Below are 14,516 nucleotides of genomic sequence, written 5' to 3'. Positions count from 1 at the left end.
TCGTTTGCGGCGCCCTATTTATTCTGGCGAGGTGATGGAAGCCTCTCCGTCTTCCATTTTACGCTGTGGAGAGCCGTATGCGCTGGCGCTTTCGACAGATCTCTGACTGGGCCGTCTCATGGGCAGGGCATCCTGTGGTCCCTGTCACGCTGGTCGCATTCGCAGTCATATGGACGGCAGTCGGTCTCAGCTTCTCCTTTCCGCGCGGGTGGTTTCTGCTGACCAATATGATCGGTACCCTCATTATATTTTTTATCTTGCTGCTGGTGCAGCACTCCCAAAATCGGGACATGATGGCGCTTCATGCCAAGCTCGACGAACTGATCCGATCAAGCAAGGCAGGAAACCACTGGATTGCGGTCGAGAAGAAAAACGCCGAGGCAATCGAGGGAATGCGCCGGCAACACCACGACCAAATCTCAAAGACGGCGAATTAGGCGGACGCTGCCTCTGCGGCAGATTTCTCATCCGCCTTTTCCTCGACGCATTCGGCTTTCTCGGCAAGGGTCTTGCTCATTTCCCTGAGTTCGCCCTCCTCCAGCTTTTCGATGCCAACAAACTTGTTGGCCGCCTGGCTCGTCAGGATGAGTTCGTCAAGTTTGGCCTGCAGAGCCTTGCCGTCACGGTTCTGGCTGTTCTGCAACACGAACACCATCAAGAAGGTAATGATCGTGGTGGTGGTGTTGATCACAAGTTGCCAGGTTTCGGAATAGCCGAAAAAAGGGCCGGAAACCGCCCAGACAAGCACGAGCGCCAAAGCCGCTACGAAGGTGAACGGCTTTCCCGAGAGATCGGCGACGGCGGTAGCAAAGGAAGAGAAGAAGTTGGATTTGTTCGACATCTGAAAAGCCTCGTTGGGTCGCAGCGTCAATGCTGTCAATCGACAACATCAACTCCACATCCGGGCCGAAGTTCCTGGCGCCGCCGATGTCAATCCAGAGGTCGGACGCCCATCTGCTTGCACCATGGAGAAGACTGCCGCTAAGCTGGATGTCTGATGAGAAAAGTGTCCATGCATTGAGAAGCCCGGTGGCTTGAAAAATATTGTGCACCGCAGCAACCATTTCGTAGACTGACGCGTTTAGTTCAGCATCACCGCCATCCCGGCTGCTGATTGGCGGAGACTTTCATGAGATCTATGTCAGACACCCTCGCACGCCTTGCTGCGCTGCGAGGAACCCTTCGCGCCCAACCCACGCAGGGCAGCCCCGATCTCGTCGCCTTGGACGCATTTGGCTCAAACCCAGGCGCCTTGGGGGGCTACACCTATTTGCCGTCGAAGCGCGGGAAAGATATGGCTCTGGTCGTTGTCCTGCACGGCTGTACCCAGACTGCCGCCGGGTATGATATCGGATCCGGCTGGTCTGGATTGGCCGAGGACTATGGCTTCGCGCTGCTGTTTCCCGAGCAGCGAAGGGCAAACAATGCAAATCTCTGCTTCAATTGGTTCAACCCGGAGGACATTCGCCGGGATCACGGCGAGGTCTTTTCCATTCGCCAGATGATCGCAAAGGTCGTTACGGAACACGGTATCGACAGCAGGCGCGTGTTCGTGACCGGGCTTTCGGCCGGCGGCGCCATGACCGCCGCCATGCTTGCCACCTATCCCGAGGTTTTTGCGGGTGGCGCGATCATTGCCGGCCTGCCATATGCAAGTGCTGCAACCATTCCCGAGGCGTTCGACCGAATGCGCGGCCATGGCGGCCCGACTGCCAAAGAGCTGGAACGGCGGTTGAGAAACGCTTCAGGACACAAGGGCCGATGGCCGACATTAGCAATATGGCAGGGAACCGCAGACAGCACCGTCGTGCCATCCAATGCGAATGCCATCGTGGAGCAATGGAAAAATATCCACGGCGTCGACGCATCGCCAAGGCGCGTCGAAGATTTCGGACGACATCAGCGAAAGGTCTGGACTGATGCTCATGGTGTCGAAGTGATCGAGCTCTATACGATTGCCGGTATGGGTCACGGCACGCCTCTCGATGTCGGCACCGGCTACGGGGCAAGCGGCCCCTTCATGCTTGACGTCGGAATTTCCTCGACCGTCGAAATTGCCAGGTCATGGGGTCTGGTGCCCTCATTTGAAAAACGGCGCAACATGAAAGCCCCTGCTGCGCAACCGGAAAACGCTGCAGATCCATTCGGCACGGGCAGCGATAGGGGCGGCATTCGGAAAATCATTGAAGACGCCCTCCGGTCCGCCGGGCTGATGCGGTAGTCGCAAGGCACACGACGGCCATCGGCGAGATTGCCGCTATCGGTTTTGAGACTTGGGCAGTGGTCCGTTTTGATGGCTGAAGACCAGTTCGCTCTGGACATCTTGCTGAAACTGCAGCACCCGCTGACCGACATCGCTCTCCGGTATCCCGGCCGCCAGAAGCTGATCGGCAAGCCTGCGGCATTCGGCCTTCCAGAATTCTATCGCATCTGCGCCATGCCGGCGGCCGAGTTCGCGAGCGCAACGCTCAATATTCGCAATTCCGGTTCCAGCAGGAAAGGCAATAATTCTGCCTTCATTGGCGCCGGCAGGCCGGCGGGTCATTTCAGTAGCCATCGAACACAGGTTCCTTTGATCCTGTTCGTTGTCTACGAGACTATGGTTAACGCTTTCTATTTGCTGCAGTAAGAAGATCAATCAGGTGGAATTTTGGCGGGCCGCAACGTCACCAGACAATCGGATGGGTTTTGCCGGTGAGCACGTTCACGAACCCCTCCGGCGCCAGCTCCGACGGCGCGACCAGGACCCAGCGCCAGGGCGAGCAGGTCAGCGTCGCAAATGACAGGCGTTCGGGAAAGCCTGGCCACCATCGAGGTGAGAAGGTCGGCTCGTACATCCAGTCGATCCCGGCGCCGGCCGCATAAAGGGCCTGCATCTCCGCATCGAGCGCTTCGGCCGAACGCGCCGTCATCAGACCACCGACCTCGTAGCGGACACCAGCGAGAATCTTGCCGCCGGAGACCAGCGCCCAGCCGCCCTGCTGTTCGTTCAGGGCATTCACGGCCATCGCCATCGCCTCGTCCGATGAGCCGACCGTCCAGATATTATGCTTGTCGTGCCCGAGTGTGGAGGCGAGCGCAGTCTCCGGCGTGCGCGGTCCGGTGCCCAGCCAGAACATCCTGGAGACCTTGGCCTCCCCGGAAAACCGGTCGACAATCGAGAATTTGGTGACATTGCGCGCGGGATCCCGCTGTACGGCGCCGTCCTCCACCGGCAATTCCATGGTGATGAAATCGTCGTGCCAGTGAAACGGCCGCAAAAGTGCTGCGTTGACCGTGGTCCGGTTCGGCGGCGCCTCGATACGGAAATCGTCAGCCGTGACCGTCCTGTCTATTTTCACGGTGCGCGTCGCCCATTGCGGCCAATCGATTTCAGGACGCACGCCAATGAATGTCGCACCCTCGGACACAGGACGCCCGTCCGCCCATACTTTTTCGATCGACAGGCTGGCGACGTCGCTGAGAAGAACGAAATCGGCGAAACGGCCTGGCGCGATCGATCCGACCCACGGCGTCAGCCGCATGTGGCGTGCCGGATTGAGGGTGACGCACTGGATGGCGATCTCCGGCGCAAGGCCGTTTTCGATGGCGAGGCGGACATTGTGATCGGTCGCGCCGATTTTCAGTGTGTCCGAGGCGCTGCGGTCGTCGGTCACCAGAGCGATCTGCGACCAGTCCGTCAGCCCCTTGTCGATCAGCCCGCGGATCACCTCCGGCAGGGAATGCGGCCTGAGCTCGATGAAAAGGCCGTGGAGAAGCTTCTGCCAGATCTCGTCGAGAAACCAGCCTTCGTGATCCGAAGCGAGACCCGCTGCGGCGAAAGCATTGATCGAGGCCATGTCGCGCAGCCCGGCGCCGTGGCCTTCGACCACGCCGCGCTGCTCGAAGGTCGCGCCGATCATGCCCCATAGCCGATCGTAGGAAGGATTGCCGGGATCGGATATGGACGGCCAGTCCATGACCTCGTCGAGCCCGGCGACCATCAGGCTTTCGGAAAGGAAGGCCTTCTGCTCATCGTAACCGAACCAGCCGCCACCCCATTCATAGGCGGTCGGCGGGACGGCGGAGCCAGGCAGGGGAAAGATCTTCATCGGCGATCCGCGCCGGCGCGCTTCCAGCCAGAATTCCAGATTGCGGGCGCCGTTGACGTTGGAAAACTCGTGGCTCGCCTCGCATGTCCAGGTCACGCCATGCGGCATCACCAGAGCCGCCTCCCATTCAGGCGTCAGGTGGGAGCTTTCGATATGTTTATGCGCCTCGCCGAAGCCCGGCACGGCCGCAAGATCCGGCTCGGATAAGCGCTCGCTCACCTCGCCTGCGTAGCTGCCGGCGGGGCCGACATAGGCGATGCGGCGGCCCTTGATGACGATCTCCTGATCGTCGAGCCATGTCCTGGTGTGGACATCGAGCAACCTGCCCACGCGCAACAGCCTGTCGGCGGGCCGGCGTCCGAGCGCCGTCAGCACCAGATCCTGGCGCGTCAGCACCTCGTCGGACGCGTTGATTAGCAGATCATCTGGAAGAGCAGTGCGCGAAGTGGCCATGAATGAAATGCCCGTGAGAAGCTGGAACCGCCGGACCGTAAAGACCACATCCGGATGTGTAAAGCGCTGATGAACCACACGTTTCGTGAGCGACGACAAGGCGTCGGCAACCGGGAGTTACTGACGGGATCGGTCTGGGAAAATTCCCCGCATAAGAGCCTATTTGCTCAATTATTGAGCTTGCGACCTGACCGATCAAAAAATAGTATCCCTCAAATCCAGGGGGTATGATCCCGATTATCAAATCCGTTTTTCGCAGAAGGACATTGCTCATGAAGGCCAGACGTTTTGCCCGAATCCTGTCTCTTGCGCTGCTTGCCGCCGTCGGCAGCACCGTTGCGGCACATGCGCAATCGAAGACTCTGACCATCTCTTGGTGGGGCTATAACGGCGAGAAGATGAATGCGAACATCATCACGCCCTTCAAGAAGATCTGCGGCTGCGAGATCGTGTTCGAGACAGGCAACAATGCCGACCGGCTCAACAAGCTGAAACTGCGCGACGGCAAGGGCGTCGATGTCATCTATCTCACAGACAGCTTCTCGCAGCTCGGCATCGAACAGGGATTGTTCCAGGAAATCGATGCGTCGAAGATCCCCAACCTCGCTGATATCTACGAGCTGGGCAAGGCGCCTCAGGGCAAATACGGACCTGCCTACACGATCGGACGCGTCGGCATTGTCTATGACTCCGCCAAGGTCAACCCACCGATCACCGCCTGGGGCGACCTGTGGCGCGAAGATCTGAAAAGCTCCGTCTCCTTGCCCGGAATCACCACTACGGCCGGCCCGCTGGTCGTGCTGGAAGCCGGCAAGCATGGCGGTACGGATGCCTATGAAGACGCCGACAAGACCTTTGCGGAAATCGAGGCACTCAAGCCCAATGTCGTCAAGAACTACAACACCGGCTCGGAGCTGGTGAACCTGATATCAACAGGCGAAGTTCGCGTTGCGCTGGCCCAGGACTTTACCCTGGCATCGATGCAGGCGGCCGTTCCGACGATGACATGGGCCAAGCTCAAGGACGGCGACATCGCGACGCTGAACACCGTGAACATCCCGAAGGGTTCCGAAAATGTCGAACTCGCCCATCAGTTCATCAACTTCATCCTGTCCAAAGAAGTCCAGCAGGCTGAAGCCGAACAAGGCGTCGACGCGCCGATCTCGACAAAGGTCAGCCTGACGCCGGACCAGGCGAAGATCTGGACCTATGGCCCGGATATGGTGGCAGGCCTTACCCGCATCGACTATGCCAAGATGAATGCTGCCAAGGCCGACTGGATCGACCGGTGGAACGAAGTCTTCGGTCAGTAAGCTGCGCGATGTCCGGCCTGGGGCCGGTTTGTTGCCAGTCCTGGGCCAGACCTAGGCCAGACATGGAAGCGCCGCACATCCGTATCCGAGATGCGGCGCGCTCCTGATATCAGGACATGCCGCGAGTTTTAAGATGAAGCATTTTGCCAGGTGGGGATTGACGATGCCGGCGACGATTGCCGTCGTTGTGCTTCTCATCGTTCCCGTCGCCATCACCATCGCGGCAACGTTCGCGGAGCCGAAGGGCGTGTTTGCGCCCTATGTGACATTCTTCAGCAGCGGTTTTCGCCGGGCGGTTCTTTATCGGACGCTGGAGGTCGCCCTGGTCACGACGGCGATTTCGCTCACTGTGGGCTTCATCACCGCCTATGTGATCGCGCAAATGCCCGGTCGCGCAAAGAGCATCATGATCATCGCAGCGGTTTTTCCGCTGCTGACGGGTGTCGTCGTCCGATCCTTCGCATGGCTGATCATTCTCGGGAAGAATGGCATCCTGAATGCCATGCTGATCTCGACCGGCCTTATCGGGGAGCCGCTTTCGATGCTCTATACCGAAGGCTCGGTCATCGTCGCCATGGTCTATCTCTTCGTTCCCCTGATGATCCTGACGCTGGTCGGGGTGCTTGAAGGCATCCCGCGCGATCTGATCGACGCCTCCGCCTCGCTCGGCGCGAGACCACTGATGACATTCTTTCAGGTGATCCTGCCGCTCGCGACACCCGGCCTCATCGTCGGCGCGGTCCTGGTCTTCACCGGCAGCTTCACCTCCTATGCGACACCGCAACTGCTCGGCGGAGAAAAGCAGATGATGATGGGGACCTTCCTCTACCAGCGCGCCATGGTGACCTTCGATTGGGTGGGCGCATCGACGATCGCCGCCATCATGGTGGTGCTGACGCTCGGCGTCGTCCTCATCATGAGCCGCATCGCACGCCGGCTCAATCCGATGGCGGTATGATGGACAGGCGCGTTCACCCGATCCTCGCCGCCTTTGCGGCCTGCGTTTTCTTCTTCCTGCTCGCACCGCTGGTCATCATCATGGGTGCGGCCTTCAGCGACACGACCTATCTGACCTTCCCGCCGCAGGGCCTGACATTGCGCTGGTTCGTCAATATCTTCGAGATCGAGGCCTTCCGCACGACCGCGCTGACCAGCCTGCAGGTCGCCTTTTTCGGTACGGCGCTGTCCCTGCTGATCGGTGTCCCGGCGGCCTATGCGATCAACCGCTACCGGGTGGAATTGCCGCGCTGGCTTTCCACCATTTTCGTATTGCCGATCCTGGTGCCGGAGATCGTCTTCGGATTTTCGCTGATGAAATCGGTCACAATTGGCCTCGGGCTTCCGATCTTCATCAGCCTGCTGGTCGGCCATGCGCTGCTGATCCTGCCCTATTCGGTGCGCGTCGTCGGCGCCAGCCTGGCGGCCTTCGATTTTTCCGTCGAGGAGGCGGCGATCAGCCTGGGTTGCCCGCCGCTGAAAACCTTCCTGACCGTGGTCCTGCCGAATATCCGGGCCGGGGTCATTGCCGCCTTCATCCTCGCCTTCATCACCTCGATCAACGACGTGTCGGTTTCGGTCTTCCTGACCGGGCCGGGCATCTCGACGCTGCCGATCCAGATCCTTGCGCATATGGAACAGTTCTTCGATCCGACGATCGCATCGGTATCGGTGCTGCTGATGTTCCTGACAGTCGGCGTCATGGCCGTCGTCGAGGCTACGCTCGGTCTCACCTTCCTGACAAAGTAGAACGCTCTTGACCGTATCCCTCACCATCGATTCCATCTCCGCCCATTACGGCAGCACCCAGGTGCTTAAGGACCTGTCGATCTCAGTCATGGCCGGGGAGCTGGTCTCCCTGCTCGGCTCCAGCGGCTGCGGAAAGACGACGACATTGCGCCTCGTCGCCGGTTTTCTGCAGCCGAGCAGCGGCAGCATCAAGCTCGGCGAGCGCGACCTCACCGGCCTACCCGCATATGCGCGCGACATCGGCCTGGTCTTTCAGAACTACGCGCTTTTTCCTCATCTGAGCGTCCAGGACAATGTTGCCTTCGGCCTGAGGCAGCGTCGTATTCCCCAGCCGGAACGGGCGAAAAGAACGATGGCCATGCTGGACCGCGTCGGCCTTTCGGCCTTCGCCGACCGGCTGCCGTCGGCCCTGTCAGGCGGCCAGAAACAGCGCGTGGCTCTCGCCCGGGCACTGGTCATCGAGCCGCCGCTTCTGATGTTCGACGAGCCGCTTTCCAATCTGGATGCAAAGCTCAGGATCGACATGCGCGTCGAGATCAGGCAGCTCCAGCGCGCCAACGGCACCACGTCACTTTACGTCACCCACGACCAGGAGGAGGCATTCTCGATCTCCGACAGGGTGGCGATCATGAATGCCGGGCGCATCATGCAGCTCGACGCGCCGGAGGTGCTGTATCGCCAGCCGGCCAACGCTTTCGTCGCCCGCTTCGTCGGATTCGAGAACCTGATCCGCATGAACGTGACCGCGCGCAACGGCGCGCTTGTGATGGCCGAGACGACCGGCGGAGCGCGGCTGCAGCTGTCACAGGAAACGTTCGGACCGATCAAGGACGACTTCGTGCTGGCCTGCCGCGCAGACGGTCTTGCCGTCAGCCGTGACGGTGATGGCATCGCGGCCGTGCTCGGCACGCGCACCTATCTTGGCCGGGCCTACCAGTACAAATGCACGACATCAGCGGGAGAGATCACCGCCAATGGGGCTTTGTCCGACCCGCTGGAAACGGGGTCGTCCGCCGTGCTGATACCGCTCGCCGAGCAATGCTGCATTCTCGATCCGGAAGATTGAACCGCTGAGGAGAGACGATGACTAGTGCCATGGATCAAGATATCGATGCCGTTCTTGCCCATGTGGACCGAAGCCTCGATGGTAGCCTGGCGCGGCTTTTCGAGCTGATCCGCATTCCGAGCGTCTCGACCGACCCGACCTATCGCGATCACTGCCGCGCTGCCGCCGAATGGCTGAGCCGGGATCTGGCTGCGATCGGCTTCGAAGCATCGGTGCGTAAAACGACCGGGCATCCGATGGTCGTCGCCCATGAAAAGGCGGCGTCCGGACCGCATCTGCTGTTTTACGGCCATTACGATGTCCAGCCGGTCGATCCGCTGGCGCTGTGGACGAGCGATCCGTTCGAGCCCCGCATGGAAGCCTTGCCGAACGGCGATACCGCGATCGTGGCGCGCGGCGCGTCCGACGACAAGGGACAGTTGATGACCTTCGTCGAAGCCTGCCGTGCATGGAAGAGCGTCACCGGAAAACTGCCGGTGCAGGTGAGCATGCTGTTCGAAGGCGAGGAAGAGGCCGGCAGCCCGAGCCTCGCACCCTTTCTGGATGCCACGGCGGACGAGTTGAAGGCCGATGCGGTTTTCGTCTGCGACACGGATATGTGGGATCGCGAAACGCCTGCCGTCACAACGATGCTGCGTGGTATCTACACCACGGAAATCGAGGTCACCTGCGCCAATCTAGACCTGCATTCCGGCATGTTCGGCAATGCCGCGCGCAATCCGCTTCAGGTGCTGTCAGACGTGGTTTCGAGCCTGCGGCGAGCCGATGGCGGCGTCGCGGTCGAGGGTTTTTATGATGGCGTGAAAGAGCTCCCCGACGCCATCAAGGCGCTGTGGAAAAGACTGCCCTTCGACGAGGAGGCCTTTCTCGGCGATATCGGCCTGAGAGATCCGGCCGGCGAGACAGGCCGTTCCGTCCTCGAACAGATCTGGGCGCGGCCGAGTTGCGAAATCAACGGCATGAGTGGCGGCTATACAGGAGAAGGCTTCAAGACCGTCATTCCGGCGAAGGCAAGCGCCAAGATTTCGTTTCGCCTGGTTGAAGGGCAAGATCCTCAGACGATCCGTGATGCCTTCCAGCGGCACGTGCGCGCACGTATCCCTAGGGATTGTTCGGTCAGCTTCAGGGATTACGGGTTTTCGCCGGCAACCGTCATGCCGATCGACAGTCCGTTTCTCACCAGGACGCTTCAGGCGCTTTCGACGGAATGGCAATGCGAAGCTGCCCTTGCCGGCACCGGAGGCTCGATCCCCATCATCGGCGAATTCAAACGCCGGCTCGGCTGCGATGCCCTCCTCGTCGGCTTCGCCCGCTTCGACAACCGCGTCCACAGCCCGAACGAAAAATACGATCTCTCCAGTTTTCATAAAGGCATACGATCCTGGGTTCGGATCCTGGCGGCCCTCGCCGACTGACGCTGTAGCACTTTGAATTGCTGCATAATTTTATCCTTCGATCGATTCCGATTTGAGGAATTATGCCGTAGGCTATGGTGCGGCCAGCGCACCCTGCTGATCCTGCAGGCCGAGAATAACGAACAATCCCACATCGACACCGAGGCAGCAGAGACCACCGATGACGATATCAGCTCCCCGCGATTTTCTGAAAAGCCTGTTCGACGCGGCGGTTCGCGCCGCCGATCCGCTGACTGGCATCAAGGCGAACCTGCCTGATAGGCCGAAGGGAAGGACCGTGGTGATCGGCGCCGGCAAGGGCGCGGCGCAGATGGCGCGGGCGCTCGAAAGCGTCTGGGACGGAGCGCTCGAGGGTCTGGTGGTCACCCGCTACGGCTATGGCTGCGAGACACGCGGCATCGAGATCTTCGAGGCCGCCCATCCGGTGCCGGATGCGGCTGGCCTTACCGCCGCAAAGCGGCTGATGGAGACGGTGAACGGTCTGACGGAAGACGATCTGGTGATCGCGCTGATCTGCGGCGGTGGCTCGGCGCTGCTGCCCGCCCCGCCGGACGGGCTGACCCTCGAAGACGAGATTGCGCTCAACGAAATGCTGCTTGCCTCGGGCGCACCGATTTCGGCAATGAATGTCGTGCGCAAGCATCTCTCCACCATCAAGGGCGGAAGACTTGCAGCAGCGACCAAAGCGAGGGTCGTCAGTCTGATCGTCTCCGACATTCCCGGCGACAACCCGGCCCATGTCGCCTCCGGGCCGACGGTCCCTGATGGTTCGACACGGCACGATGCGCTCGAGATCATCAGGCAATACGGATTGCAGCTGCCGCAGGCCGCATTCGACCATCTGAACTCGCCGAAGGCCGATGCACCGCGACCGGACGATCCGGTCTTCCTGCGGCACGCGCATCACATCATCGCCTCCGCCGGCGTTTCGCTGGATGCGGCGGCCGCACTGGCGAAGTCGCAGGGGATCGAGCCGGCGATCCTTTCGGATGCAATCGAGGGGGAATCGCGCGACGTGGCGCTGGTGCATGCGGCGATTGCCCGCGAGGTATTGGGCCGCAACAGGCCGTTTTCCAAGCCGGTCGTCATCCTTTCCGGCGGCGAGACGACGGTGACACTGAGAGCCAAGGGCGGCAAGGGCGGACGTAATGGCGAATTCGCGCTCGCCATGGCGCTTGCGATCGACGGACAGGTGGGCATTCATATCCTCGCCGCCGACACGGACGGGATCGACGGCTCGGAGAACAATGCCGGCGCTTTTGCCGATGGCGGCACGGCAAGGCGCCTTCGCGCCGCCGGGCTCGATCCGCGCCGGCTGCTCGACGGCAATGACAGCTATTCGGGCTTTGCGACCACCAGTGATCTCTTCGAAACCGGCCCGACCGGAACCAACGTCAATGATTTCAGGGCTATTCTGATCCGTTAGAGCGGGGTCAGGGCTTGATCCGCCCCTGCCCGACCAGCCAGCCAACCGATTCCTGCACCGCCTGCAGGGACGTGTATCTTGGGGTGTAACCCAGCAGGCGCCTCGCTTTGGCGATCGAGCAATTCGGGCTGCGGGCAATATGCTCCCAGGTCGCCTGCGCATCCTCAGCCGTCTGACCTTCGGCCCAGGCGTCGAATGGCGCGAAGCTGAGCTTCGGCTCGTGCCCGAACCAGCGAGACATTGATTCGGCATAGCCGCGAAGGGTCAATGCCTGCTCCGAAACCGCGTGAAAACTTTCGCCGGTCGACGTGTTCCAGTTGGCGATCGCATCCATGAACATCGCCGCCACGTCATCGGCATGGACGTGATGAACGGTCTCCAGGCCGAAATTGGGCAGCGCCAGGACCTCTCCGCGGGCAAGGGTCGAAAAGACCTGCAGGTTGAAATTGCCTGCCGGATTGAGCGGCGCCCAGCCGGGACCAACAATATGGCCGGGATGGATGATGGTTGCCGGAAATCCGCGCAGCCTTGCCTGCTGCAGCAGATAGGTTTCGATCGCCGCCTTCTGCGTGCCGTACTCGCCGAAGGGAAATTTCGGCGCCTCTTCCAGTGTCGGCACGGCTGTCGGGTGGCCGTGCGTCCAGATCGTGCCGGTATGCAGGAAATGACCGACATGCCCCGACAGAGCCGTCACCAGGTGCTCGGCACTTTCCAGCGAGAAGCAGATCATGTCGATGACGATATCGGCTTTCACACCACGCACGGCCGGGCCGAAATCACCCGTCCGCTCCATGGCTGTCCGATCCATCTGACGCTGATCGACGGCAGCCCAGGCGTGGTTTGCCGTATAAGGCTTTGCTGTGCCGCGGCTGATCGTAACGACGTCGTGGCCGGCTTCCACCAGACGGGGAACGAGATAGGTTCCGACATGGCCCGTTGCCCCGATTACCAAAACCCGCATCATCGTTCCTCCCTTTGCATTTCCGTGTCGAATATGCTGCGCTTGGGTGATCCCGCAAGCAGACTTTTCGTGATCAATTCGGCTCAACCAGGCCCGCTGTTCCTGAAAACAAGGCAGGTGCCGCCCTGTTTGCGGATCTGGTTGCAGAGGTCGTTGGCTTCCAGGCGTGTCTGCCGGCCGATGCGGGCAGCATAACGCGGGCGAAAACCAAAGCTGCGATCGCGCTGACGCAGGATCAGCGGCTGCTCCGCATTCAGGGGCGCGGGCAGATCCTGCACTGCATCGAGAAACATGCGCCTGACTACCGCGACATTCGCATTCGCCGCAAGCTGGACGCCCCAGGGCGCCCATTCACCCTCCTGACGCCAGGGCGTGTCCTTCAACGTCCGTCTCTCCGCAAGCGCCACGCAAGCATCGAGGAAGGACTTGTCCTTGTCGAGCGGGGCAGCCGCATCTTCCGGAGGATTATCCTTCCATTCCTCGATCGTATGCGCGGTGATTGCCAGGACGTAACCGCGTGTCTCGTAAGGTAATCTCCCTGACGCTAGGTAAGAGGAAAGTCCGTTTTCGCCGGCATTATAGGCGGCGGCGGCAAGGCCGAGATTGCCGAAACGATTGCGCAATTCGTCGAGATATTGCGCCGATTTCCGCAGCGCTTCCAACACCTGGTAGCTGTCTTCAAGACCGCGCAGTTTCGCCGTTCCGGGCATGAACTGCGCAATCCCCTGCGCTCCTTTGAAGCTGACTGCATCGGGGCGAAAGGTGCTTTCCCGCCAGATGAGACGGGCGAAATAATCCGGCGGCAATTGATTGGCGCTGGCGAAATGCTCGATCGCGACGCAAAGGTCTCGATTGAAACTGTCCTTACGGATGCAAAGCGTCTCACCCGATTCCGACGCCGAGGGCCCCGAATAGAGACAGGCCGGCGCCCCAGCGCTTCCTTCCGGCTGGGCCTTTACCGTGTCCAGTTGGGAAAACACAAGGCAGAGCGAAAGCATGGCTTTCGCCGATCCCCTCCCCATGTCGGACTGACGTTTCCGGCCTATCATCGGATCTCGGCGGGTTCGAACTTCCATCGCGACGCTGAATTCTCAATACCATCGATACGGGTAGGAAGCTTCCCCCATTTCCCTCTCTGCACCAGGTTTCTAATTTCGCCAGCAATTTTGGAACAGATATATTCGACCTGCCACGGTCGCAGCGTCATCCTCTTCACCAGGACTATCTAAGCGAACGAGGATAAGCAGATGATTGATCTCCACTACTGGCCGACGCCGAACGGCAAGAAGGTTTCGATCTTCCTGGAGGAAACCGGCACGCCCTACCGGCTGGTGCCGGTCAATATCGGCCGGGGCGACCAATTCAAACCTGATTATCTCAAACTCAACCCCAATCACCGCATGCCGGCCATCGTCGATCACGAGCCTGCCGATGGCGACGGTCCGTTGAGCGTGTTCGAATCCGGCGCGATCCTCTTCTATCTCGCCGAGAAGACCGGTAAATTCTGGCCGCAGGATCTGCGCGGCAAATACGAGGTCACGCAATGGGTGATCTGGCAGATGGCGAACCAGGGGCCGAAACTCGGCGAAGCCGGTCATTTCCGTCGCCTTGGCGATCGCGAAGGCGACCAGTCCTATGCGGTGCGGCGCTTCACGGACGAAGCCAACCGCCTCTACGGCGTTCTCAACATGCGGCTTCGCGACCGGCGCTATCTGGCCGGTGAGGAATTCACAATCGCCGATATCGTCAGCTATCCCTGGACCGTCAACTGGCAGGCACAGGGTCAGGACATCGACGAGTTCAAGCATTTCAAGCGATGGTTCGAGGAGGTCGGCGCACGGCCTGGTGTCCAACGCGGCCTGGCGGTCGGCGCCGATCTTGGCACCGACAACAGTAAGCTCTCCGAAGAGGAGCAGGCGCGCATCCGCAAGATCCTCTACAACCAGCGCGCCCTTCCCGTTCCGGATTGAGCATCGGCTGCGATAGCTCTTGCACCGTCATTGCGGCAAAGGATATCCATAGTGACAACCGGGCCCGCAGCCAGC

The 14,516-nt window shown here is 60.6% G+C and carries 14 protein-coding genes; 9 read left to right on the top strand and 5 right to left on the bottom strand.

What is annotated here, in order from left to right; genetic code table 11:
• The first annotated feature begins 77 nt into the window (after window positions 1-77).
• The gene (locus tag AC1D2N_RS20660) at window positions 78-437 is read left to right on the top strand and encodes a low affinity iron permease family protein (RefSeq protein ID WP_018445664.1); all 360 of its coding nucleotides are present in this window, start codon (window positions 78-80) and stop codon (window positions 435-437) included.
• Here AC1D2N_RS20660 and AC1D2N_RS20655 read toward each other — a convergent pair.
• Window positions 434-841, bottom strand: coding sequence for a low affinity iron permease family protein (locus tag AC1D2N_RS20655; protein ID WP_018241771.1), 408 nt, complete (start codon window positions 839-841; stop codon window positions 434-436). The genes AC1D2N_RS20660 and AC1D2N_RS20655 overlap by 4 nt on opposite strands.
• A 288-nt stretch (window positions 842-1,129) precedes the next feature.
• On the opposite strand from AC1D2N_RS20655, the gene AC1D2N_RS20650 reads away from it, so the two are divergent.
• Window positions 1,130-2,221: an extracellular catalytic domain type 1 short-chain-length polyhydroxyalkanoate depolymerase gene (locus AC1D2N_RS20650; protein WP_130652263.1), complete on the top strand. Its 1,092-nt coding sequence runs from the start codon at window positions 1,130-1,132 to the stop codon at window positions 2,219-2,221.
• Window positions 2,222-2,257: 36 nt separating this feature from the next.
• Here the strand turns inward: AC1D2N_RS20650 and AC1D2N_RS20645 are convergent, their stop codons facing one another.
• Together AC1D2N_RS20645 and AC1D2N_RS20640 are read right to left on the bottom strand one after the other, a co-directional pair.
• Window positions 2,258-2,557 carry a DUF6074 family protein gene (locus AC1D2N_RS20645; protein ID WP_028732131.1) on the bottom strand — a complete coding sequence of 100 codons (300 nt, stop codon included), beginning with the start codon at window positions 2,555-2,557 and terminating at the stop codon, window positions 2,258-2,260.
• 109 nt (window positions 2,558-2,666) lie between these two features.
• Window positions 2,667-4,544 carry an adenine deaminase gene (locus AC1D2N_RS20640; RefSeq protein ID WP_245484460.1) on the bottom strand — a complete coding sequence of 626 codons (1,878 nt, stop codon included), beginning with the start codon at window positions 4,542-4,544 and terminating at the stop codon, window positions 2,667-2,669.
• 272 nt (window positions 4,545-4,816) lie between these two features.
• On the opposite strand from AC1D2N_RS20640, the gene AC1D2N_RS20635 reads away from it, so the two are divergent.
• From AC1D2N_RS20635 to AC1D2N_RS20610, 6 genes are all read left to right on the top strand, one after another.
• Window positions 4,817-5,857, top strand: coding sequence for an ABC transporter substrate-binding protein (locus tag AC1D2N_RS20635; RefSeq protein WP_477981876.1), 1,041 nt, complete (start codon window positions 4,817-4,819; stop codon window positions 5,855-5,857).
• A gap of 133 nt (window positions 5,858-5,990) precedes the next feature.
• Window positions 5,991-6,815: an ABC transporter permease gene (locus tag AC1D2N_RS20630; RefSeq protein WP_130652260.1), complete on the top strand. Its 825-nt coding sequence runs from the start codon at window positions 5,991-5,993 to the stop codon at window positions 6,813-6,815.
• Window positions 6,812-7,603 carry an ABC transporter permease gene (locus AC1D2N_RS20625; protein ID WP_130652259.1) on the top strand — a complete coding sequence of 264 codons (792 nt, stop codon included), beginning with the start codon at window positions 6,812-6,814 and terminating at the stop codon, window positions 7,601-7,603. The genes AC1D2N_RS20630 and AC1D2N_RS20625 overlap by 4 nt, the downstream gene beginning before the upstream one ends.
• A 7-nt stretch (window positions 7,604-7,610) precedes the next feature.
• Window positions 7,611-8,669 carry an ABC transporter ATP-binding protein gene (locus tag AC1D2N_RS20620; RefSeq protein WP_130652258.1) on the top strand — a complete coding sequence of 353 codons (1,059 nt, stop codon included), beginning with the start codon at window positions 7,611-7,613 and terminating at the stop codon, window positions 8,667-8,669.
• A gap of 17 nt (window positions 8,670-8,686) precedes the next feature.
• A complete protein-coding gene (locus tag AC1D2N_RS20615; RefSeq protein ID WP_130652257.1) occupies window positions 8,687-10,084 on the top strand; it encodes a dipeptidase in 1,398 nt (465 codons plus the stop codon).
• 160 nt (window positions 10,085-10,244) lie between these two features.
• Window positions 10,245-11,510, top strand: coding sequence for a glycerate kinase type-2 family protein (locus AC1D2N_RS20610; RefSeq protein ID WP_130652256.1), 1,266 nt, complete (start codon window positions 10,245-10,247; stop codon window positions 11,508-11,510).
• A 7-nt stretch (window positions 11,511-11,517) separates the two neighbouring features.
• Here AC1D2N_RS20610 and AC1D2N_RS20605 read toward each other — a convergent pair whose 3' ends face one another.
• Together AC1D2N_RS20605 and AC1D2N_RS20600 are read right to left on the bottom strand one after the other, a co-directional pair.
• Complete coding sequence (locus tag AC1D2N_RS20605) at window positions 11,518-12,474, bottom strand: NAD-dependent epimerase/dehydratase family protein (RefSeq protein ID WP_197728247.1); 957 nt, start codon at window positions 12,472-12,474, stop codon at window positions 11,518-11,520.
• Window positions 12,475-12,554: 80 nt separating this feature from the next.
• Window positions 12,555-13,547, bottom strand: a complete 993-nt coding sequence (locus AC1D2N_RS20600) for a lytic transglycosylase domain-containing protein (protein ID WP_197728244.1) — start codon at window positions 13,545-13,547, stop codon at window positions 12,555-12,557.
• A gap of 171 nt (window positions 13,548-13,718) precedes the next feature.
• Here AC1D2N_RS20600 and AC1D2N_RS20595 point away from each other — a divergent pair, with 171 nt between their 5' ends.
• On the top strand, window positions 13,719-14,441 hold the full coding sequence (locus AC1D2N_RS20595) for a glutathione binding-like protein (protein WP_018241759.1): 723 nt from the start codon (window positions 13,719-13,721) through the stop codon (window positions 14,439-14,441).
• The last annotated feature ends 75 nt before the right edge of the window (window positions 14,442-14,516 follow it).

The organism is Rhizobium sp. P1_B8 (genome assembly GCF_056406515.1).
This window is presented reverse-complemented; position numbering and strand designations above follow the sequence as displayed.

Coding starts and splice junctions, on each gene's coding strand:
- AC1D2N_RS20610 (WP_130652256.1), top strand. CDS start 10,245: ATGACGATATCAGCTCCCCGCGATTTTCTGAAAAGCCTGTTCGACGCG.
- AC1D2N_RS20645 (WP_028732131.1), bottom strand. CDS start 2,557: ATGGCTACTGAAATGACCCGCCGGCCTGCCGGCGCCAATGAAGGCAGA.
- AC1D2N_RS20630 (WP_130652260.1), top strand. CDS start 5,991: ATGAAGCATTTTGCCAGGTGGGGATTGACGATGCCGGCGACGATTGCC.
- AC1D2N_RS20625 (WP_130652259.1), top strand. CDS start 6,812: ATGATGGACAGGCGCGTTCACCCGATCCTCGCCGCCTTTGCGGCCTGC.
- AC1D2N_RS20605 (WP_197728247.1), bottom strand. CDS start 12,474: ATGATGCGGGTTTTGGTAATCGGGGCAACGGGCCATGTCGGAACCTAT.
- AC1D2N_RS20595 (WP_018241759.1), top strand. CDS start 13,719: ATGATTGATCTCCACTACTGGCCGACGCCGAACGGCAAGAAGGTTTCG.
- AC1D2N_RS20660 (WP_018445664.1), top strand. CDS start 78: ATGCGCTGGCGCTTTCGACAGATCTCTGACTGGGCCGTCTCATGGGCA.
- AC1D2N_RS20640 (WP_245484460.1), bottom strand. CDS start 4,544: ATGGCCACTTCGCGCACTGCTCTTCCAGATGATCTGCTAATCAACGCG.
- AC1D2N_RS20615 (WP_130652257.1), top strand. CDS start 8,687: ATGACTAGTGCCATGGATCAAGATATCGATGCCGTTCTTGCCCATGTG.
- AC1D2N_RS20655 (WP_018241771.1), bottom strand. CDS start 841: ATGTCGAACAAATCCAACTTCTTCTCTTCCTTTGCTACCGCCGTCGCC.
- AC1D2N_RS20635 (WP_477981876.1), top strand. CDS start 4,817: ATGAAGGCCAGACGTTTTGCCCGAATCCTGTCTCTTGCGCTGCTTGCC.
- AC1D2N_RS20600 (WP_197728244.1), bottom strand. CDS start 13,547: ATGGAAGTTCGAACCCGCCGAGATCCGATGATAGGCCGGAAACGTCAG.
- AC1D2N_RS20650 (WP_130652263.1), top strand. CDS start 1,130: ATGAGATCTATGTCAGACACCCTCGCACGCCTTGCTGCGCTGCGAGGA.